Source organism: Streptomyces sp. NBC_00887 (assembly GCF_045207585.1).
Genome location: NZ_CP108788.1, coordinates 3,133,039 through 3,148,635, shown reverse-complemented (window position 1 = coordinate 3,148,635; position 15,597 = coordinate 3,133,039). Strand labels below are relative to the sequence as shown.

The 15,597-nt window shown below is 70.3% G+C and carries 13 protein-coding genes and 1 riboswitch; of the genes, 12 read left to right on the top strand and 1 reads right to left on the bottom strand.

Annotated elements, in window-relative coordinates; translation table 11 throughout:
• Positions 1 to 418: 418 nt before the first annotated feature.
• From hpnC to OG844_RS14295, 12 genes are all read left to right on the top strand, one after another.
• On the top strand, positions 419 to 1,339 hold the full coding sequence (hpnC, locus tag OG844_RS14350; protein ID WP_406390441.1) for a squalene synthase HpnC: 921 nt from the start codon (positions 419 to 421) through the stop codon (positions 1,337 to 1,339).
• A 29-nt stretch (positions 1,340 to 1,368) separates the two neighbouring features.
• Entirely contained in the window at positions 1,369 to 2,289 is a 921-nt protein-coding gene (hpnD, locus tag OG844_RS14345; protein ID WP_406390439.1) for a presqualene diphosphate synthase HpnD, read from the top strand.
• A 130-nt stretch (positions 2,290 to 2,419) separates the two neighbouring features.
• Complete coding sequence (hpnE, locus tag OG844_RS14340) at positions 2,420 to 3,802, top strand: hydroxysqualene dehydroxylase HpnE (protein WP_406390437.1); 1,383 nt, start codon at positions 2,420 to 2,422, stop codon at positions 3,800 to 3,802.
• Entirely contained in the window at positions 3,799 to 4,902 is a 1,104-nt protein-coding gene (locus OG844_RS14335) for a polyprenyl synthetase family protein (protein ID WP_406390435.1), read from the top strand. Before hpnE ends, OG844_RS14335 begins: the two co-directional genes overlap by 4 nt.
• Before the next feature lie 104 nt (positions 4,903 to 5,006).
• Complete coding sequence (shc, locus tag OG844_RS14330; protein WP_406390433.1) at positions 5,007 to 7,019, top strand: squalene--hopene cyclase; 2,013 nt, start codon at positions 5,007 to 5,009, stop codon at positions 7,017 to 7,019.
• Positions 7,019 to 7,669 (top strand): 1-hydroxy-2-methyl-2-butenyl 4-diphosphate reductase, encoded by a 651-nt coding sequence (locus OG844_RS14325; RefSeq protein WP_406390431.1) that lies wholly within the window; start codon positions 7,019 to 7,021, stop codon positions 7,667 to 7,669. Before shc ends, OG844_RS14325 begins: the two co-directional genes overlap by 1 nt.
• A 6-nt stretch (positions 7,670 to 7,675) precedes the next feature.
• Positions 7,676 to 8,695 carry an adenosyl-hopene transferase HpnH gene (gene hpnH / locus OG844_RS14320; protein WP_406390429.1) on the top strand — a complete coding sequence of 340 codons (1,020 nt, stop codon included), beginning with the start codon at positions 7,676 to 7,678 and terminating at the stop codon, positions 8,693 to 8,695.
• Positions 8,696 to 8,699: 4 nt separating this feature from the next.
• Positions 8,700 to 9,866, top strand: a complete 1,167-nt coding sequence (gene ispG, locus OG844_RS14315) for a flavodoxin-dependent (E)-4-hydroxy-3-methylbut-2-enyl-diphosphate synthase (RefSeq protein WP_406390427.1) — start codon at positions 8,700 to 8,702, stop codon at positions 9,864 to 9,866.
• A gap of 26 nt (positions 9,867 to 9,892) precedes the next feature.
• Complete coding sequence (gene dxs, locus OG844_RS14310; protein ID WP_406390425.1) at positions 9,893 to 11,803, top strand: 1-deoxy-D-xylulose-5-phosphate synthase; 1,911 nt, start codon at positions 9,893 to 9,895, stop codon at positions 11,801 to 11,803.
• Entirely contained in the window at positions 11,800 to 13,197 is a 1,398-nt protein-coding gene (locus OG844_RS14305) for an aspartate aminotransferase family protein (protein ID WP_406390423.1), read from the top strand. Before dxs ends, OG844_RS14305 begins: the two co-directional genes overlap by 4 nt.
• Positions 13,198 to 13,256: 59 nt before the next feature.
• On the top strand, positions 13,257 to 13,949 hold the full coding sequence (locus OG844_RS14300; RefSeq protein WP_406390422.1) for a helix-turn-helix domain-containing protein: 693 nt from the start codon (positions 13,257 to 13,259) through the stop codon (positions 13,947 to 13,949).
• A 69-nt stretch (positions 13,950 to 14,018) separates the two neighbouring features.
• A complete protein-coding gene (locus OG844_RS14295) occupies positions 14,019 to 14,192 on the top strand; it encodes a DUF6126 family protein (protein ID WP_406390421.1) in 174 nt (57 codons plus the stop codon).
• A gap of 9 nt (positions 14,193 to 14,201) precedes the next feature.
• Here the strand turns inward: OG844_RS14295 and OG844_RS14290 are convergent, their stop codons facing one another.
• Positions 14,202 to 15,014 (bottom strand): tyrosine-protein phosphatase, encoded by an 813-nt coding sequence (locus tag OG844_RS14290; RefSeq protein ID WP_406390420.1) that lies wholly within the window; start codon positions 15,012 to 15,014, stop codon positions 14,202 to 14,204.
• 421 nt (positions 15,015 to 15,435) lie between these two features.
• Positions 15,436 to 15,594, top strand: a riboswitch (cyclic di-AMP (ydaO/yuaA leader).
• Positions 15,595 to 15,597: the final 3 nt, after the last annotated feature.

The following is a 15,597-nucleotide window of genomic DNA, read 5'->3' as shown; positions in this document are numbered from 1 at the left end:
CGCAGGACCGAGTGGCCCTCGCCGGAGTGCAGCGGCGGGGGCCACTGCGGCGTCCGGCTCCGGGGCAGCGGAGACGTGCGACGGCTCGCGGGGCCATCTCCTCCCGGCGGATGACGTCAATTGCCCTGAATCCGGGGAAGGTTGGCGGAGATCGAAGCGTTGTACAGGGGTGCGTCGCACCCCTGCGCAGGCTTGTGCGCTGTACAACGTAAGCTGTACCGGTGCTGATTCGCGGCAATGTGGGGGGATACGCCCCCCGCCCATCGCTCCTGGTGAGCCCGTCGCACTCGGGAGAATGAGCGGCGTGTCCGAAAAGGGATGTTTTGGGTCGGCAGTGTAGAACGGGAGATATGACGGCAACGATGGAAAATCTCCAGCTCCGACGTGGTTTCGCCGTCCCCGCGTCGGGCGGTACGCAGTGATCCGTACCCAGCAGGCGCGTACCGACGCCGCCGCAACCGGCACGCTCGACAAGGCCGCGGACGAGAACTTCCCCGTGGCCCCCTTCTTCCTGCCCCGCGCCTGGCGCGACGACCTGATGGCGGTCTACGGCTTCGCCCGCCTCGTCGACGACATCGGTGACGGCGACCTCGCCCCCGGCGGCGCCGACGCGCGCCACCTCGGCCTCGAGCCCGGACAGACCGAGGACCGGCTCGCCATGCTCGACGCCCTCGAGGCCGATCTGCACCGGGTCTTCGCCGGCTCGGCCGAAGTGCCGCGCCACCCCCTGCTGCGCGCCCTGCGCCCCACCGTGCGAGGCTGCGCGCTCACCCCCGAACCCTTCCTCGGCCTCATCGAGGCCAACCGGCAGGACCAGAAGATCCGCCGCTACGGGACGTACGCGGAGCTCCAGGCCTACTGTGAGCTCTCCGCCAACCCCGTCGGCCGGCTGGTCCTGCAGATCACCGGCACCTCGAGCCCCGAACGGATCCGGCGCTCGGACGCCGTCTGCACCGCGCTGCAGATCGCCGAGCACCTGCAGGACGTCGCCGAGGACCTCGGCCGCGACCGGATCTACCTCCCCGCCGACGACATGGCCCGCTTCCATGTCCGTGAATCAGACCTGGCCGTACCGTCCGGGGGCGCATCGCTGCGCGCCCTGGTCGCGTTCGAGGCGGAACGCGCTCATGACCTGCTGGACGAAGGCATTCCCCTGGTGGGTAGTGTCAACGGCAGGCTCAAGCTGCTGCTCGCCGGATTCGTCGCCGGAGGGCGAGCCGCCCTCACCGCGATCTCGGCCGCCGGGTTCGACGTACTGCCCGGACCGCCCAGGCCCACCGCGCCCAGACTGCTGCGCGAAGTGGGAGTTGTCCTGCGAAGAGCGCACAGAGAGGGGTGAGCCGGACCGTGGAGGGACAGACGACGTACATGTCGGCACCGGTACAGGCCGCGTACAGCTACTGCGAGGCCGTCACCGGACAGCAGGCCCGTAACTTCGCGTACGGCATCAGGCTGCTGCCGTACGACAAGCGGCAGGCCATGTCGGCGCTGTACGCCTTCTCCCGTCGGGTCGACGACATCGGCGACGGAGGCCTGGCCCCGGAGACCAAGCGGTCCCGGCTGGAGAGCACCCGCGCCCTGCTCGACCGGGTCAGGAGCGGCGCGGTCGACGAGGACGACACCGACCCGGTGGCCGTCGCGCTCGCCGACGCGGCGCGCCGGTTCCCCCTGCCCCTCGGCGGGCTCGACGAGCTCATCGACGGTGTGCTGATGGACGTGCGCGGCGCGAGCTACGAGACCTGGGACGACCTCAGGACCTACTGCCGCTGTGTCGCGGGTGCCATCGGACGGCTCAGCCTCGGCGTTTTCGGGACGGAACCGGGTGCACCGGGTGCGGACCGTGCCGCGGAGTACGCGGACACGCTCGGCCTGGCGCTCCAGCTCACCAACATCCTCCGCGACGTCCGCGAGGACGCGGGCAACGGGCGCACGTACCTGCCCGCGGACGATCTCGCCAAGTTCGGTTGCTCCGCCGGATTCCACCGGGCGACCCCGCCGCCCGGCTCGGACTTCGCCGGCCTGGTGCACTTCGAGGTCCGGCGCGCCCGGGCCCTGTTCGCCGAGGGCTACCGGCTGCTGCCGATGCTGGACCGGCGCAGCGGCGCCTGTGTCGCCGCCATGGCGGGCATCTACCGTCGCCTCCTCGACCGGATCGAACGCGATCCCGAGGCCGTACTGCGCGGAAGGGTCTCCCTGCCCGGGCACGAGAAGGCCTACGTCGCGGTGCGCGGCCTGTCGGGCCTGGACGCGCGGTACATCTCCCGCCGGACGGCCAGGGGGCGGGTCTGATGTGCCCCGCGAGCGGTACCGGGCGGGCAACCCTCCACCTGTCTGCTGCGTCCCTGAATGCGATGTCTCCGATCTCCGTGATCCGGGCCCGGACGGCCCGGACTCCCGCAGCCCGGCGAAAGGGGGACGCATGAGTGGCCCGAACCGTTCACGTGCGGTCGTCGTCGGCGGCGGCCTGGCCGGAGTCACCTCGGCCCTCCGCCTCGCCGACGCCGGGCTTGACGTGACCCTGCTCGAAGGCCGCCCCAGGCTCGGCGGGCTGGCCTTCTCCTTCCGCCGCGGCGAGCTGTCCGTCGACAACGGCCAGCACGTCTACCTGCGCTGCTGCACCGGCTACCGCTGGTTCCTGGACCGGATCGACGGCGCCCACCTCGCCCCGCTCCAGGACCGCCTCGACGTGCCCGTACTCGACGTCGGAAGGAAGGCCGGACCGCGGCTCGGGCGGCTGCGCCGCACCGGACTTCCCGTACCCCTGCACCTCGCCGCCGGACTCGCCGCGTACCCGCACCTCTCGCTCGCGGAGAAGGCGGGCGTCGCGCGGGCCGCACTGGCACTCGGCCGCCTCGACCCGGCCGACCCCGCGCTCGACGGCATCGACTTCGCGACCTGGCTGCAACGGCACGGGCAGTCCGAGCGGGCCATCGAGGCGCTCTGGGACCTCGTCGGCGTCGCCACGCTCAACGCGACGGCGCCGAACGCCTCCATGGCACTGGCCGCCATGGTCTTCAAGACGGGGCTGCTCTCCGAAGCGGGCGCCGCGGACATCGGCTGGGCCGCGGTCCCGCTGGGCGAGCTGCACGACACCCTCGCCCGCAAGGCGCTCGACTCGGCCGGCGTCAGGACCCAGCTGCGCACCCGGGTCGGCTCGCTCACCCGGACGGACGACGGCCGATGGGCCGTCGGGACGGACAGCGAGGTGATCGAGGCGGAGACCGTCGTCCTCGCCGTGCCCCAGGGCGAGGCCCACGGGCTGCTGCCCGACGGGTCGATCGACTCTCCCCGGCGCCTCCTGGACATCGCCGACGCGCCGATCCTCAACGTTCACGTCGTCTACGACCGCAAGGTGCTGCGCCGGCCGTTCTTCGCAGCCATCGGCTCGCCCGTGCAATGGGTCTTCGACCGTACCGAGCAGTCGGGACTCCAGGGTGAGGGGCAGTACCTCGCACTCTCCCAGTCCGCGGCCCAGGACGAGATCGACCTGCCCGTCGCCGAGCTGCGCAAGCGCTACCTGCCCGAGCTCGAGCGACTCCTCCCGGCCGCCCGCGGCGCGGGGATCCGCGACTTCTTCGTCACCCGGGAGCGCACCGCGACCTTCGCACCCGCCCCGGGAGTGGGACGCCTGAGGCCGGGCGCGGGCACCCGCGCCCCCGGCCTCCACCTGGCGGGGGCATGGACCGCCACCGGCTGGCCCGCCACGATGGAGGGCGCTGTCCGCAGTGGCTTCAGCGCCGCGGACGGCGTACTCCAGGCTCTCGGGCGGCCCCACGAACATCCGCTGCAGGAGGCGGCATGAGCAGTACCACCGGAACAAGAGGAGAGTCTGTGACCCCGGCGAATCCGGCTTACGACACCGTGGCGGAAACCACGGACGTCACCGCGCTTCTGGAGCGCGGAAGGGCCCTGTCAGCGCCGGTGCTGCGAGCTGCCGTGGACCGGCTGGCGCCGCCCATGGACACCGTCGCGGCCTACCACTTCGGCTGGATCGACGCCCACGGCCTGCCCGCCGACGGTGACGGCGGGAAGGCCGTGCGCCCCGCGCTCGCCCTGCTGTCCGCCGAAGCGGCCGGCGCCCCGGCCGAAGCCGGGATCCCCGGCGCGGTCGCCGTCGAACTCGTGCACAACTTCTCGCTGCTGCACGACGACCTGATGGACGGCGACGAGCAGCGCCGCCACCGGGACACCGTCTGGAAGGTGTACGGCCCGGCCCAGGCGATCCTCGTCGGCGACGCGCTCTTCGCCCTGGCCAACGAGGTCCTGCTGGAGCTCGGTACCGTCGAGGCGGGCCGCGCTGCCCGCCGCCTGACCACCGCCTCCCGCAAGCTCATCGACGGGCAGGCCCAGGACATCTCCTACGAGCACCGCGAACGGGTCACCGTCGAGGAGTGCCTGGAGATGGAGGGCAACAAGACGGGCGCCCTGCTCGCCTGCGCCGTCTCCATCGGCGCCGTGCTCGGCGGCGCGGACGACCGCACCGCCGACACCCTGGAGGCGTACGGCTACCACCTCGGCCTCGCCTTCCAGGCGGTCGACGACCTGCTCGGGATCTGGGGCGACCCGGAGGCCACCGGAAAGCAGACGTGGAGCGATCTGCGCCAGCGCAAGAAGTCCCTGCCCGTCGTCGCCGCGCTCGCCGCGGGCGGACCCGCGTCCGCCCGGCTGGGCGACCTCCTCGCCGCCGACGCCAAGAGCAGCGACTTCGACAGCTTCTCCGAAGAGGAGTTCGCCGCGCGAGCGGCACTCATCGAGGAGGCGGGCGGTCGCGAATGGACCGCTCAGGAAGCCCGACGTCAGCATGCGGTAGCCATCGAGGCACTGCATGGTGTCGACATGCCGGAACGTGTGCGGGCGCAGCTCACCGCGCTCGCCGACTTCGTTGTCGTCCGAAAGAGATGATCACCATCCTCATATGAATCGCAGTCGCCGGCGGGCGCCCGAACGGGACGCCCGCCGACGGAGACCCCAGCACAGCAGAGGACCAACTGCACGAAGGGGAAGCCATGACAGCGACGACCGACGGAAGCACCGGGGCCGCGAACCTCCGCGCAGCCTCGGCCAGCGATCCGACCGACACAACCACTGGCGCGGACGACGGTCTGGCCGCCGCGCGGCGGGCCGCGGAACGCTCGGTGGAGCACCTCCTCGGCAGGCAGGACGAGCAGGGCTGGTGGAAGGGGGACCTCGCCACCAACGTCACGATGGACGCCGAGGACCTGCTGCTCCGTCAGTTCCTGGGTATCCAGGACCCGGCCACGGTGCAGGCGGCAGCCCGCTTCATCCGCGGCGAACAGCTCGGCGACGGAACCTGGGCCACTTTCCACGGCGGCCCCGGCGACCTCTCGGCCACCATCGAGGGGTACGTCGCACTCAGGCTGGCCGGAGACCGGACCGACGACCCGCACATGGTCCGGGCGGCACGCTTCGTCCGGGAACAGGGCGGCATCGCGGCGGCCCGGGTCTTCACGCGCATCTGGCTCGCCCTCTTCGGCTGGTGGAAGTGGGACGACCTGCCGGAGCTTCCGCCCGAGCTGATGTTCTTCCCGAAGTGGGTCCCGCTCAACATCTACGACTTCGGCTGCTGGGCCCGCCAGACCATCGTCCCGCTCACCATCGTCTCCGCGAAACGGCCGGTACGTCCCGCCCCGTTCACCCTCGACGAGCTGCACACCGACCCGGAGCACCCGAATCCGCCGGGGCGCATGGCGCCGGTGGCCAGCTGGGACGGTGTCTTCCAGCGGCTCGACAAGGCGCTGCACGCCTATCACCGGGTCGCCCCGCGCAGGCTGCGCCGCGTCGCCATGAACGCCGCGGCCCGCTGGATCATCGAGCGCCAGGAGAACGACGGCTGCTGGGGTGGCATCCAGCCGCCCGCCGTGTACTCCGTCATCGCCCTGCATCTGCTGGGCTACGACCTCGACCACCCGGTGATGAAGGCGGGACTCGCCTCGCTCGACCGGTTCACCGTGTGGCGCGAGGACGGCGCCCGCATGATCGAGGCCTGCCAGTCGCCGGTCTGGGACACCTGCCTCGCCACCATCGCGCTCGCCGACGCCGGGTTGCCCGCCGACCATCCGGCGCTCGTGAGGGCGGCCGACTGGATGCTCGGCGAGGAGATCGTACGACCCGGCGACTGGTCCGTACGCAAGCCCGAACTCGCTCCCGGGGGCTGGGCGTTCGAGTTCCACAACGACAACTACCCCGACATCGACGACACCGCCGAGGTCGTGCTGGCGCTGCGCCGCGTCAGGCACCCGGACCCCGCCAGGCTCGAAGGCGCCATCGAACGCGGGGTGCGCTGGAGCCTCGGCATGCAGTCCCGCAACGGAGCCTGGGGCGCCTTCGACGCGGACAACACCAGCCCCTTCCCGAACCGGCTTCCGTTCTGCGACTTCGGTGAGGTCATCGACCCCCCGTCCGCCGACGTCACCGGGCACGTCGTGGAGATGCTCGCCGTCGAGGGCCGCTCCGACCACCCCCGCACCCGGCGCGGCATCGAGTGGCTCCTCGCCGAACAGGAGGCGAGCGGTGCGTGGTTCGGCCGGTGGGGCGTCAACTACATCTACGGCACCGGGTCCGTGGTGCCCGCCCTCGTCGCGGCGGGGCTGCCGGCCGCCCACCCCTCGGTCCGCAGGGCGGTCGGGTGGCTGGAGTCGGTCCAGAACGACGACGGCGGCTGGGGCGAGGACCTGCGCTCCTACCAGGAGGAGAAGTGGATCGGCCACGGCACCTCGACCGCCTCCCAGACGGCCTGGGCACTCCTGGCGCTCCTCGCCGCCGGGGAGCGTGACAGCAGGTCCGTGGAGCGCGGCATCGCCTGGCTGGCCGAGACCCAGCAGGCGGACGGTTCGTGGGACGAGCCGTACTTCACCGGGACCGGCTTCCCCTGGGACTTCTCCATCAACTACCACCTCTACCGGCAGGTCTTCCCCCTCACCGCACTCGGGCGGTACGTGTACGGAGACCCGTTCGCGAACGGCACCATCGGCGGCGCCGATACGGGCAAGGGGGCCTGATGGGCGACGCCCAGGGGTCGCCCGGCCCCGTCACGCCGCTGCTGATCGCCTGCGCACTGGGCATCGAGCACCTCGCCCTGCGCAGCGGCAGGGGCGGCGGCGCCGGGCCCGTGACCGTCATCAGGACGGGAATGGGCCCCAAGGCCGCCGAGAGCGCCGTCCTGCGTGCGCTGGGCCGGGACGGAGCCGGGGGCGCCGCGGTCATCGCCTCCGGCTTCTGTGCCGGCCTGGCCCCCGGAATGCACCCCGGGGACCTCGTGGTGGCCGAGGAGACCCGGGACCCCGGCGGTACCACTGCCTGCACGGGCGTCGGTCTGCTGGTCGATGCCCTGGCCAAGGCCGTGCCGGGACGCAAGGTTCACACGGGCCCGCTGACCGGCTCCGACCATGTGGTCCGGGGCCCGGAGCGCGCCGCGCTCCGGGCCACCGGCGCCATCGCGGTGGACATGGAATCCGCCGCCACGCTCCGCACGGCTGTACGGAGCGGGCCACGCCCGGTTGCGGCCGTACGGGTGGTCGTGGACGCTCCGGAGCATGAGCTCGTCCGCATCGGCACAGTGCGCGGTGGAATATCGGCTTTCCGCGTTCTTCGTGCTGTCCTTCCGGCTTTCCATGAATGGCACCGATCTTTGCTGCTCCCCAGGAGGTGAGCCCAGATGGCCATGCCGCTCCGTCAGTCCATCAAGGTTGCGACGTATCTCATCGAACAGAAGATCCGCAAGCGGGACAAATTCCCGCTGATTGTCGAGCTGGAACCCTTGTTCGCCTGCAATCTGGCATGCGAGGGATGTGGCAAGATCCAGCACCCGGCCGGGGTGCTCAAGCAGCGCATGCCCGTCGCCCAGGCGGTCGGGGCAGTGCTCGAATCAGGTGCCCCGATGGTGTCCATCGCCGGCGGCGAGCCGCTGATGCACCCGCAGATCGACGAGATCGTGCGCCAGTTGGTGGCGAAGAAGAAGTACGTGTTCCTCTGCACCAACGCCCTGCTGATGCGCAAGAAGCTCGAGAAGTTCACGCCGTCGCCGTACTTCGCCTTCGCCGTGCACATCGACGGACTGCGTGAGCGGCACGACGAGTCGGTCGCCAAGGAAGGCGTGTTCGACGAGGCGGTGGAGGCGATGAAGGAGGCCAAGCGGCTCGGCTTCCGGGTCACCACCAACTCCACCTTCTTCAACACCGACACCCCGCAGACCGTCATCGAGGTCCTCAACTACCTCAATGACGAGCTGAAGGTCGACGAGATGATGATCTCGCCCGCCTACGCCTATGAGAAGGCGCCCGACCAGGAGCACTTCCTGGGCGTCGAGCAGACCCGCCAGCTCTTCAAGAAGGCCTTCGCCGGCGGCAACCGGAACCGCTGGAGGCTGAACCACTCGCCGCTCTTCCTCGACTTCCTGGAGGGCAAGGCGGACTTCCCGTGCACGGCCTGGGCCATTCCCAACTACTCGCTCTTCGGGTGGCAGCGGCCCTGCTATCTGATGAGCGACGGGTACGTCCCGACGTACCGCGAGCTCATCGAGGACACCGACTGGGACAAGTACGGCCGGGGCAAGGACCCGCGCTGCGCCAACTGCATGGCGCACTGCGGCTACGAGCCCACCGCCGTCCTCGCCACGATGGGGTCCTTGAAGGAATCCCTGCGAGCGATGCGGGAGACCGTCGGCGGGAACCGGTGACGTCATGACCAATGGAGAGCCAGTCGCACTGGGTCTCCCCGAGCTGCCGGCCCGGCCGCTCGCGGTGCGCCGCCCTTCGCGGCGCATCCAGGTCGGGTCGGTGGCGGTCGGTGGGGACGCACCGGTGTCGGTGCAGTCGATGACGACGACGCGTACGTCGGACATCGGTGCGACGTTGCAGCAGATCGCGGAGCTGACGGCGTCGGGTTGTCAGATCGTGCGGGTGGCGTGTCCGACGCAGGATGACGCGGACGCGCTGTCGACGATCGCGCGGAAGTCGCAGATTCCGGTGATCGCGGATATTCATTTCCAGCCGAAGTACGTGTTCGCGGCGATCGACGCGGGTTGTGCGGCGGTGCGGGTGAATCCGGGGAACATCAAGCAGTTCGACGACAAGGTCAAGGAGATCGCGAAGGCGGCCGGTGATGCCGGTACGCCGATCCGGATCGGTGTCAACGCGGGTTCGCTGGACGCGCGGCTGCTGAAGAAGTACGGGAAGGCGACGCCGGAGGCTCTGGTGGAGTCGGCGCTGTGGGAGGCGTCGCTGTTCGAGGAGCACGGGTTCCGGGACATCAAGATCTCGGTGAAGCACAACGACCCGGTCGTGATGGTGAATGCCTATCGTCTGCTGGCGGCGCGGTCGGACTATCCGTTGCATCTGGGTGTGACGGAGGCGGGTCCGGCGTTCCAGGGGACGATCAAGTCGGCGGTGGCGTTCGGTGCGCTGTTGTCGGAGGGGATCGGGGACACGATCCGGGTTTCTCTGTCGGCTCCGCCGGCGGAGGAGGTCAAGGTCGGTCTGCAGATTCTCGAGGCGCTGAATCTGAAGCAGCGGCGGCTGGAGATCGTGTCGTGTCCGTCGTGCGGGCGTGCGCAGGTGGATGTGTACAAGCTGGCGGACCAGGTGAGTGCGGGGCTGGAGGGTATGGAGGTTCCGCTGCGTGTCGCGGTGATGGGCTGTGTGGTGAACGGTCCTGGTGAGGCGCGTGAGGCGGATCTGGGTGTGGCGTCCGGCAACGGCAAGGGGCAGATCTTCGTGAAGGGCGAGGTCATCAAGACCGTCCCGGAGTCGAAGATCGTGGAGACCCTCATCGAGGAAGCCATGAAGATCGCCCACGGTATGGAGGAGGCGGGAGTCCCCTCAGGGGCTCCGGCCGTGACCGTGAGCTGAAACAGGACCAGAGAGGGGGCCCGAGCGTGACGATGCTGGAATCCATCAAGGGGCCGCAGGATCTCAAGGACTTGAGCGGACCGGAACTCGACGAACTCGCCGGTGACATCAGGGCGTTCCTGATCCGGTCCGTCACGAGGACGGGCGGCCATCTGGGGCCCAACCTGGGGGTGGTCGAGCTCACCATCGCCCTGCACCGGGCCTTCGACTCACCTGTCGACCGCATCCTGTGGGACACCGGGCACCAGAGTTATGTGCACAAGCTCCTGACGGGGCGTCAGGACTTCTCCACGCTGCGGAGCAAGGGCGGCCTGTCCGGCTATCCCTCCCGGGAGGAGTCCGAGCACGACGTCATCGAGAACTCCCACGCCTCCACCGTGCTGGGCTGGGCCGACGGACTGGCCAAGGCCAACGAGGTACGCGGCAGCCACGGCCACGTGGTCGCGGTCATCGGCGACGGCGCACTCACCGGCGGCATGGCCTGGGAGGCGCTCAACAACATCGCCGCGGCCAAGGACCGTCCGCTGATCATCGTGGTGAACGACAACGAACGCTCGTACGCCCCGACCATCGGCGGCCTCGCCAATCACCTCGCCGTCCTCCGTACGACCGACGGGTACGAGCGTTTCCTGAGCTGGGGCAAGGGAGTGCTCCAGCAGACACCGGTCATCGGGCAGCCGCTGTACGGGTCGCTGCACGGTGCGAAGAAGGGGTTCAAGGACACCTTCGCCCCGCAGGGCATGTTCGAGGACCTGGGGCTCAAGTACGTGGGCCCGGTCGACGGACACGACACCGCGGCGGTCGAGTCCGCGTTGAACCGGGCGAAGCGCTTCCACGGGCCGGTCCTGGTGCACTGCATCACCGAGAAGGGCCGCGGCTACCCGCCCGCGCTGGCCGACGACGCCGACCGCTTCCATACCGTCGGCGCGATGGCCCCGCCGACCTGCGAGCCGCTCGTGGTGCCCGCTGCGCCTTCCTGGACCTCGGTGTTCGGTGAGGAGATCGCACGGATCGGGGCCGAACGCCCGGACGTCGTCGCGATCACCGCGGCGATGCTGGACCCCGTCGGCCTGACCCGCTTCGCCCAGAAGTTCCCCGACCGGGTGTGGGACGTCGGGATCGCCGAGCAGCACGCGGCCGTTTCCGCCGCGGGACTGGCCACCGGCGGCCTGCACCCGGTCGTCGCCGTCTACGCCACCTTCCTCAACAGGGCCTTCGACCAGTTGCTGATGGATGTGGCCCTGCACAGGTGCGGGGTCACCTTCGTGCTCGACCGGGCGGGTGTGACCGGCGTCGACGGACCCTCGCACAACGGCATGTGGGACATGTCCCTGCTGCAGGTGGTTCCCGGCCTGCGGATCGCGGCACCGCGCGATGCGGACCGGCTGCGCGAGGAACTGCGCGAGGCCCTCGACGTGGATGACGCGCCGACCGTGATCCGCTTCCCGAAGGAGTCGGTGGGGGAGCCGGTCGTGGCCATCGGCCGGATCGGCGGCATGGACGTCCTGCACCGGGCCGAGAACCCCGACGTCCTGCTGGTGGCGGTCGGTGTGCTCGCCCAGGTCTGTCTGCGCGCGGCCGACCTGCTCGCGGGAGCCGGAATCCGCTGCACGGTCGTCGATCCGCGCTGGGTCAAACCGGTCGACGCACAGCTGCCCGCGCTGGCCGCGCAGCACCGGCTGGTGGCCGTGGTGGAGGACAACAGCCGGGCGGGCGGCGTCGGTTCTGCCGTCGGGCAGGCATTCCGTGATGCGGGAATCGACGTACCGCTGCGGACGTTCGGCATCCCCGAGCAGTTCCTGGCGCACGCCAAGCGCGGTGAGGTGCTGGCCGATGTCGGGCTCACTCCCGTGGAGATCGCCGGACGGATCGGTGCGGCGCTCGCCGGCCGGAAACCAGGGTCGGAGCACGTGGTGCCGAGGGAGAACAGGCCATGAAGGACGACGGGCCCAAGGGCTTCGATCTGGCGCGGCTCCTCGCGGAACGCGGCGCCGAGCGCTACGAGCTGCATGGCAGGCATCTGAACCACCAGCTGCCGCGCATGCTCCGCACCATCGGCTTCGACAAGGTCTACGAGCGGGCCGAGGGCGCGTACTTCTGGGACGCGGAAGGCAACGACTACCTCGACATGCTCGCCGGCTTCGGCGTGATGGGGCTCGGCCGGCACCATCCCGTCGTACGCAAGGCCCTGCACGACGTCCTCGACGCCTCGCTCGCCGACCTCACCCGTTTCGACTGCCAGCCGCTGCCCGGACTCCTGGCCGAGCGGCTGCTGGCGCACAGCCCCCATCTGGACCGGGTGTTCTTCGGCAACAGCGGCACCGAGGCCGTCGAGACCGCACTGAAATTCGCCCGGTACGCCACCGGAAAGCCCCGGATCCTCTACTGCAGCCATGCCTTCCACGGCCTGACGACCGGCTCGCTCTCGGTCAACGGCGAAGCGGGGTTCCGGGACGGCTTCGCGCCCCTGCTTCCCGACACGGCGATCGCCCTCGGTGATCTGGATGCCCTGCGCCGCGAGCTCACGCGCGGAGACGTGGCCGGCCTGGTGGTGGAGCCGATCCAGGGCAAGGGGGTGCACGCCTCGCCGCCGGGGTTCCTGCGGTCCGCGCAGGAGCTGCTGCACCGGCACAAGGCGGTGCTCATCGTCGACGAGGTGCAGACCGGTCTGGGCAGGACCGGCGACTTCTACGCGTACCAGCACGAGGAGGGTGTCGAACCCGATCTCGTCTGTGTGGCGAAGGCGCTCTCCGGCGGATACGTGCCCGTCGGCGCGACGCTCGGCAAGGACTGGATCTTCAAACGCGTCTACTCCTCCATGGACCGGGTGCTCGTGCACTCGGCGAGCTTCGGCTCGAACGCCCAGGCCATGGCGGCCGGGCTCGCGGTCCTCGCGGTGATGGAGGACGAGGAGACGGTCGCGCACGCCCGTCGCACGGGTGACCTGCTGCGGGAGCGGCTCGCCGCGCTCGTCGGCCGCTACGAGCTGCTGCACGAGGTGCGCGGACGCGGGCTGATGATCGGGATCGAGTTCGGCCGGCCCTCCTCGCTGAAACTCCGCAGCCGCTGGACCATGCTGCAGGCGGCCAGGAAGGGCCTCTTCGCCCAGATGGTGGTCGTGCCCCTGCTGCAGAAGCACCGGATCCTCACCCAGGTCTCCGGCGACCACCTGGAAGTGATCAAGCTGATCCCCCCACTGGTCATCGGTGAGCGCGAGGTGGACCGCTTCGTGGCCGCCTTCACGGCCGTCATGGACGACGCGCACAGCGGGGGCGGGCTGATGTGGGACTTCGGCAGGACGCTGGTCAAGCAGGCCGTCGCCAACCGCTGACACTTTGCCTCGGAGGCAAGAAATTTGCCTCCGAGGAAAGCTCCTGGCCCAATGGAGCCATGAATCCTCCTGACGGAGGGGTGGCCGACGAGCTGCCCGGAATCGCTCCGCGCCTGCGCGACCTGCGCCTCCACCGGGGGCTCACCCTGGAGGCCGCCGCCCGGCGGGCCGATCTCTCCCCGGCACACCTCTCCCGGCTCGAGACGGGCCGCAGGCAGCCGTCACTGCCGATGCTGCTCGGGCTCGCCCGCATCTACGGTACGACGGTCTCCGAGCTCCTCGGCGAGATGCCGCCCGAGCGTGACGCGATCGTCCGCGGCGGCCCGTTCGCGGGCGCTCCGGGCGGCGCGCTCGGCGGGACCGCGGGCAGCGCTCCGGGCGCCGGCCCGGGTGGCGCTTCGGGTGGTGCCTCGGGTGGTGCCGAAGCCGACGGCTGGATCTACCAGCAGGCCGGTGGCTCGGGCCGGGCGATGCAGGCGTTGCGGGTCCGGGTCCCCTACGGGGCCCAGAGCGATCTCGTACGCGTCCACCCGGGCGAGGAATGGCTGTACGTCCTCGACGGGCGGCTGCGGGTGAGTCTGGGGGAGACCGTGCACGACCTCGGGCCGGGGGACAGCGCGCACTTCGACTCGCTCACCCCGCACCGGATCGCGGCGCTCGACCGCGGGGGCGCCGAGCTGCTCTTCGTCCACACCCTGCTGCAGAGCCCCTCGGCGGAGCTGTGCCTGGGCAGTGGGACGCACCTTCGCTGACCTCGCACGCCCCACCGCCCCTGCCGCACACCGGTCAACTCGGCCCGAGACCCGAAAGAGAGGACTGCCATGTCCGATTCGGAGCACTACGACCCGCTCACCCCGCGCCCGCGGGGGAGCAAGGACACGCAGGAGCGGAAGATGCCCCGCGGCGTGGTCATCCGGCTCGTCGCCTACCTGGTGGCCGGCCACGTCGTCGCGGCCTTCCTCTTTCTCCTGTTCACCGTGGCGGGCAAAGGCTGACCGCCTGCGCTACGCCTCCTCGACGAGACGCTCGCGCAGCCTCTCGCGGGTTTCGGGCGCGAGCTTCAGCCCCTCGCTGAGGTAGCGGTCCGTGCCGCCCCAGGTCTCCTCGATCGCGGCGAAGGCGGCGGCGAGGTAGTCGGAATGCGCACCGAAGAGCGGGTTGAGTAGCTCCATCACCTCGTCCGACATCCCTGCCGACGACGTGTCGCTGCGCCGCACCTTGTAGCGGCGGTGCGCGTCGTTGGACTTGAGGTAGTCGGCCTCGACGGCCTCCTTCTCGACGCCGACGGCCAGCAGCGAGATCGCGATCGACAGGCCGGCCCGGTCCTTGCCCGCCGCGCAGTGCATCAGCGCCGGCACGCTGTCCTCGGCCAGCGCGTGCAGCACCCTGCTGTGCTCCGCGGTGCGGTCCGTGATGATCGACCGGTACGACGCGATCATGCGGGCCGTCCCCTTGCCGTCGGCGAGGATCGAGCGCAGCTGCTGGATGTCGCCGTCGCGCACCAGTCGCCAGAACTCGGCGCCGTCGGCCGGGTCGGAGAGCGGAATGCTGACATTCCGGACGCCTGGCAGTTCCACATCGAGGCCGTCGAGCTTGTGGTCGGCGGCGTTGCGGAAGTCGAAGACGGTGTGCAGGCCGAGTCCGGCCAGGAATGCCGTGTCCGTCTCGGTGGCGTGCGCCAGGTGGCCGCTGCGGTAGAGGCGCCGGTAGCGCACCCTGCCGCCGTCCGTGGTCGGCAGGCCGCCCACGTCGCGGAAGTTGCGGACCCCGGTCAGCTCGGCGTCTGTCGACGGAACCTCTGGCAGCTGCTGCGTCACAAGGACTCCTGGAGTGTCTGGCGTCGGCGCCGCTCGCCGACGGGGGCACGCCCGCGACGATACGACATGGATTCATCGGGCAATCGTTTCGCCCTTCGGCGCCTTTCCTGCCGGGGTGACCGGCGGCCCGCGAGCATGACATGTCCGTATTGGTGTATTTAGCAGAACATGCCCCGCTTGCATGGGAGATGGGGCTCGGCAGGTGAGCGGGATCATATCCGTGACGGTGTGTGGCGAAACTGCCGAGAGGTAATCCTTACGCCGCGCGGAAAGCCAAGATCCGTAATCCACGGAGTGTGACCGGAATTCCGTAACGGAATTGAACCGCTCATTCCGGTACGCAACCGGTGGCTTGTTCCCGGCGTCCTGACTCGCTTACGGTCACCGTCAATCCGGACGGAACGCCTCATCCTGCCGCCGCCCGGAATCCGCACCGACTCACGTGTGGCAGGAGCGGGGGAACCAGGTAAGCCGCCGACCGGAGTGATCCGGAACGGCTTGGGGTCAAGACGCGCTCAGCGCGGCCGGGCATCTCCAGTCCGAACCCGACAGCTCACCTCGCAGGCGCCGGAGAGGAATTCCC

Coding starts and splice junctions, on each gene's coding strand:
- hpnD (WP_406390439.1), top strand. CDS start 1,369: ATGTCGGCACCGGTACAGGCCGCGTACAGCTACTGCGAGGCCGTCACC.
- hpnE (WP_406390437.1), top strand. CDS start 2,420: ATGAGTGGCCCGAACCGTTCACGTGCGGTCGTCGTCGGCGGCGGCCTG.
- OG844_RS14335 (WP_406390435.1), top strand. CDS start 3,799: ATGAGCAGTACCACCGGAACAAGAGGAGAGTCTGTGACCCCGGCGAAT.
- shc (WP_406390433.1), top strand. CDS start 5,007: ATGACAGCGACGACCGACGGAAGCACCGGGGCCGCGAACCTCCGCGCA.
- OG844_RS14325 (WP_406390431.1), top strand. CDS start 7,019: ATGGGCGACGCCCAGGGGTCGCCCGGCCCCGTCACGCCGCTGCTGATC.
- hpnH (WP_406390429.1), top strand. CDS start 7,676: ATGGCCATGCCGCTCCGTCAGTCCATCAAGGTTGCGACGTATCTCATC.
- ispG (WP_406390427.1), top strand. CDS start 8,700: ATGACCAATGGAGAGCCAGTCGCACTGGGTCTCCCCGAGCTGCCGGCC.
- OG844_RS14305 (WP_406390423.1), top strand. CDS start 11,800: ATGAAGGACGACGGGCCCAAGGGCTTCGATCTGGCGCGGCTCCTCGCG.
- OG844_RS14300 (WP_406390422.1), top strand. CDS start 13,257: ATGAATCCTCCTGACGGAGGGGTGGCCGACGAGCTGCCCGGAATCGCT.
- OG844_RS14295 (WP_406390421.1), top strand. CDS start 14,019: ATGTCCGATTCGGAGCACTACGACCCGCTCACCCCGCGCCCGCGGGGG.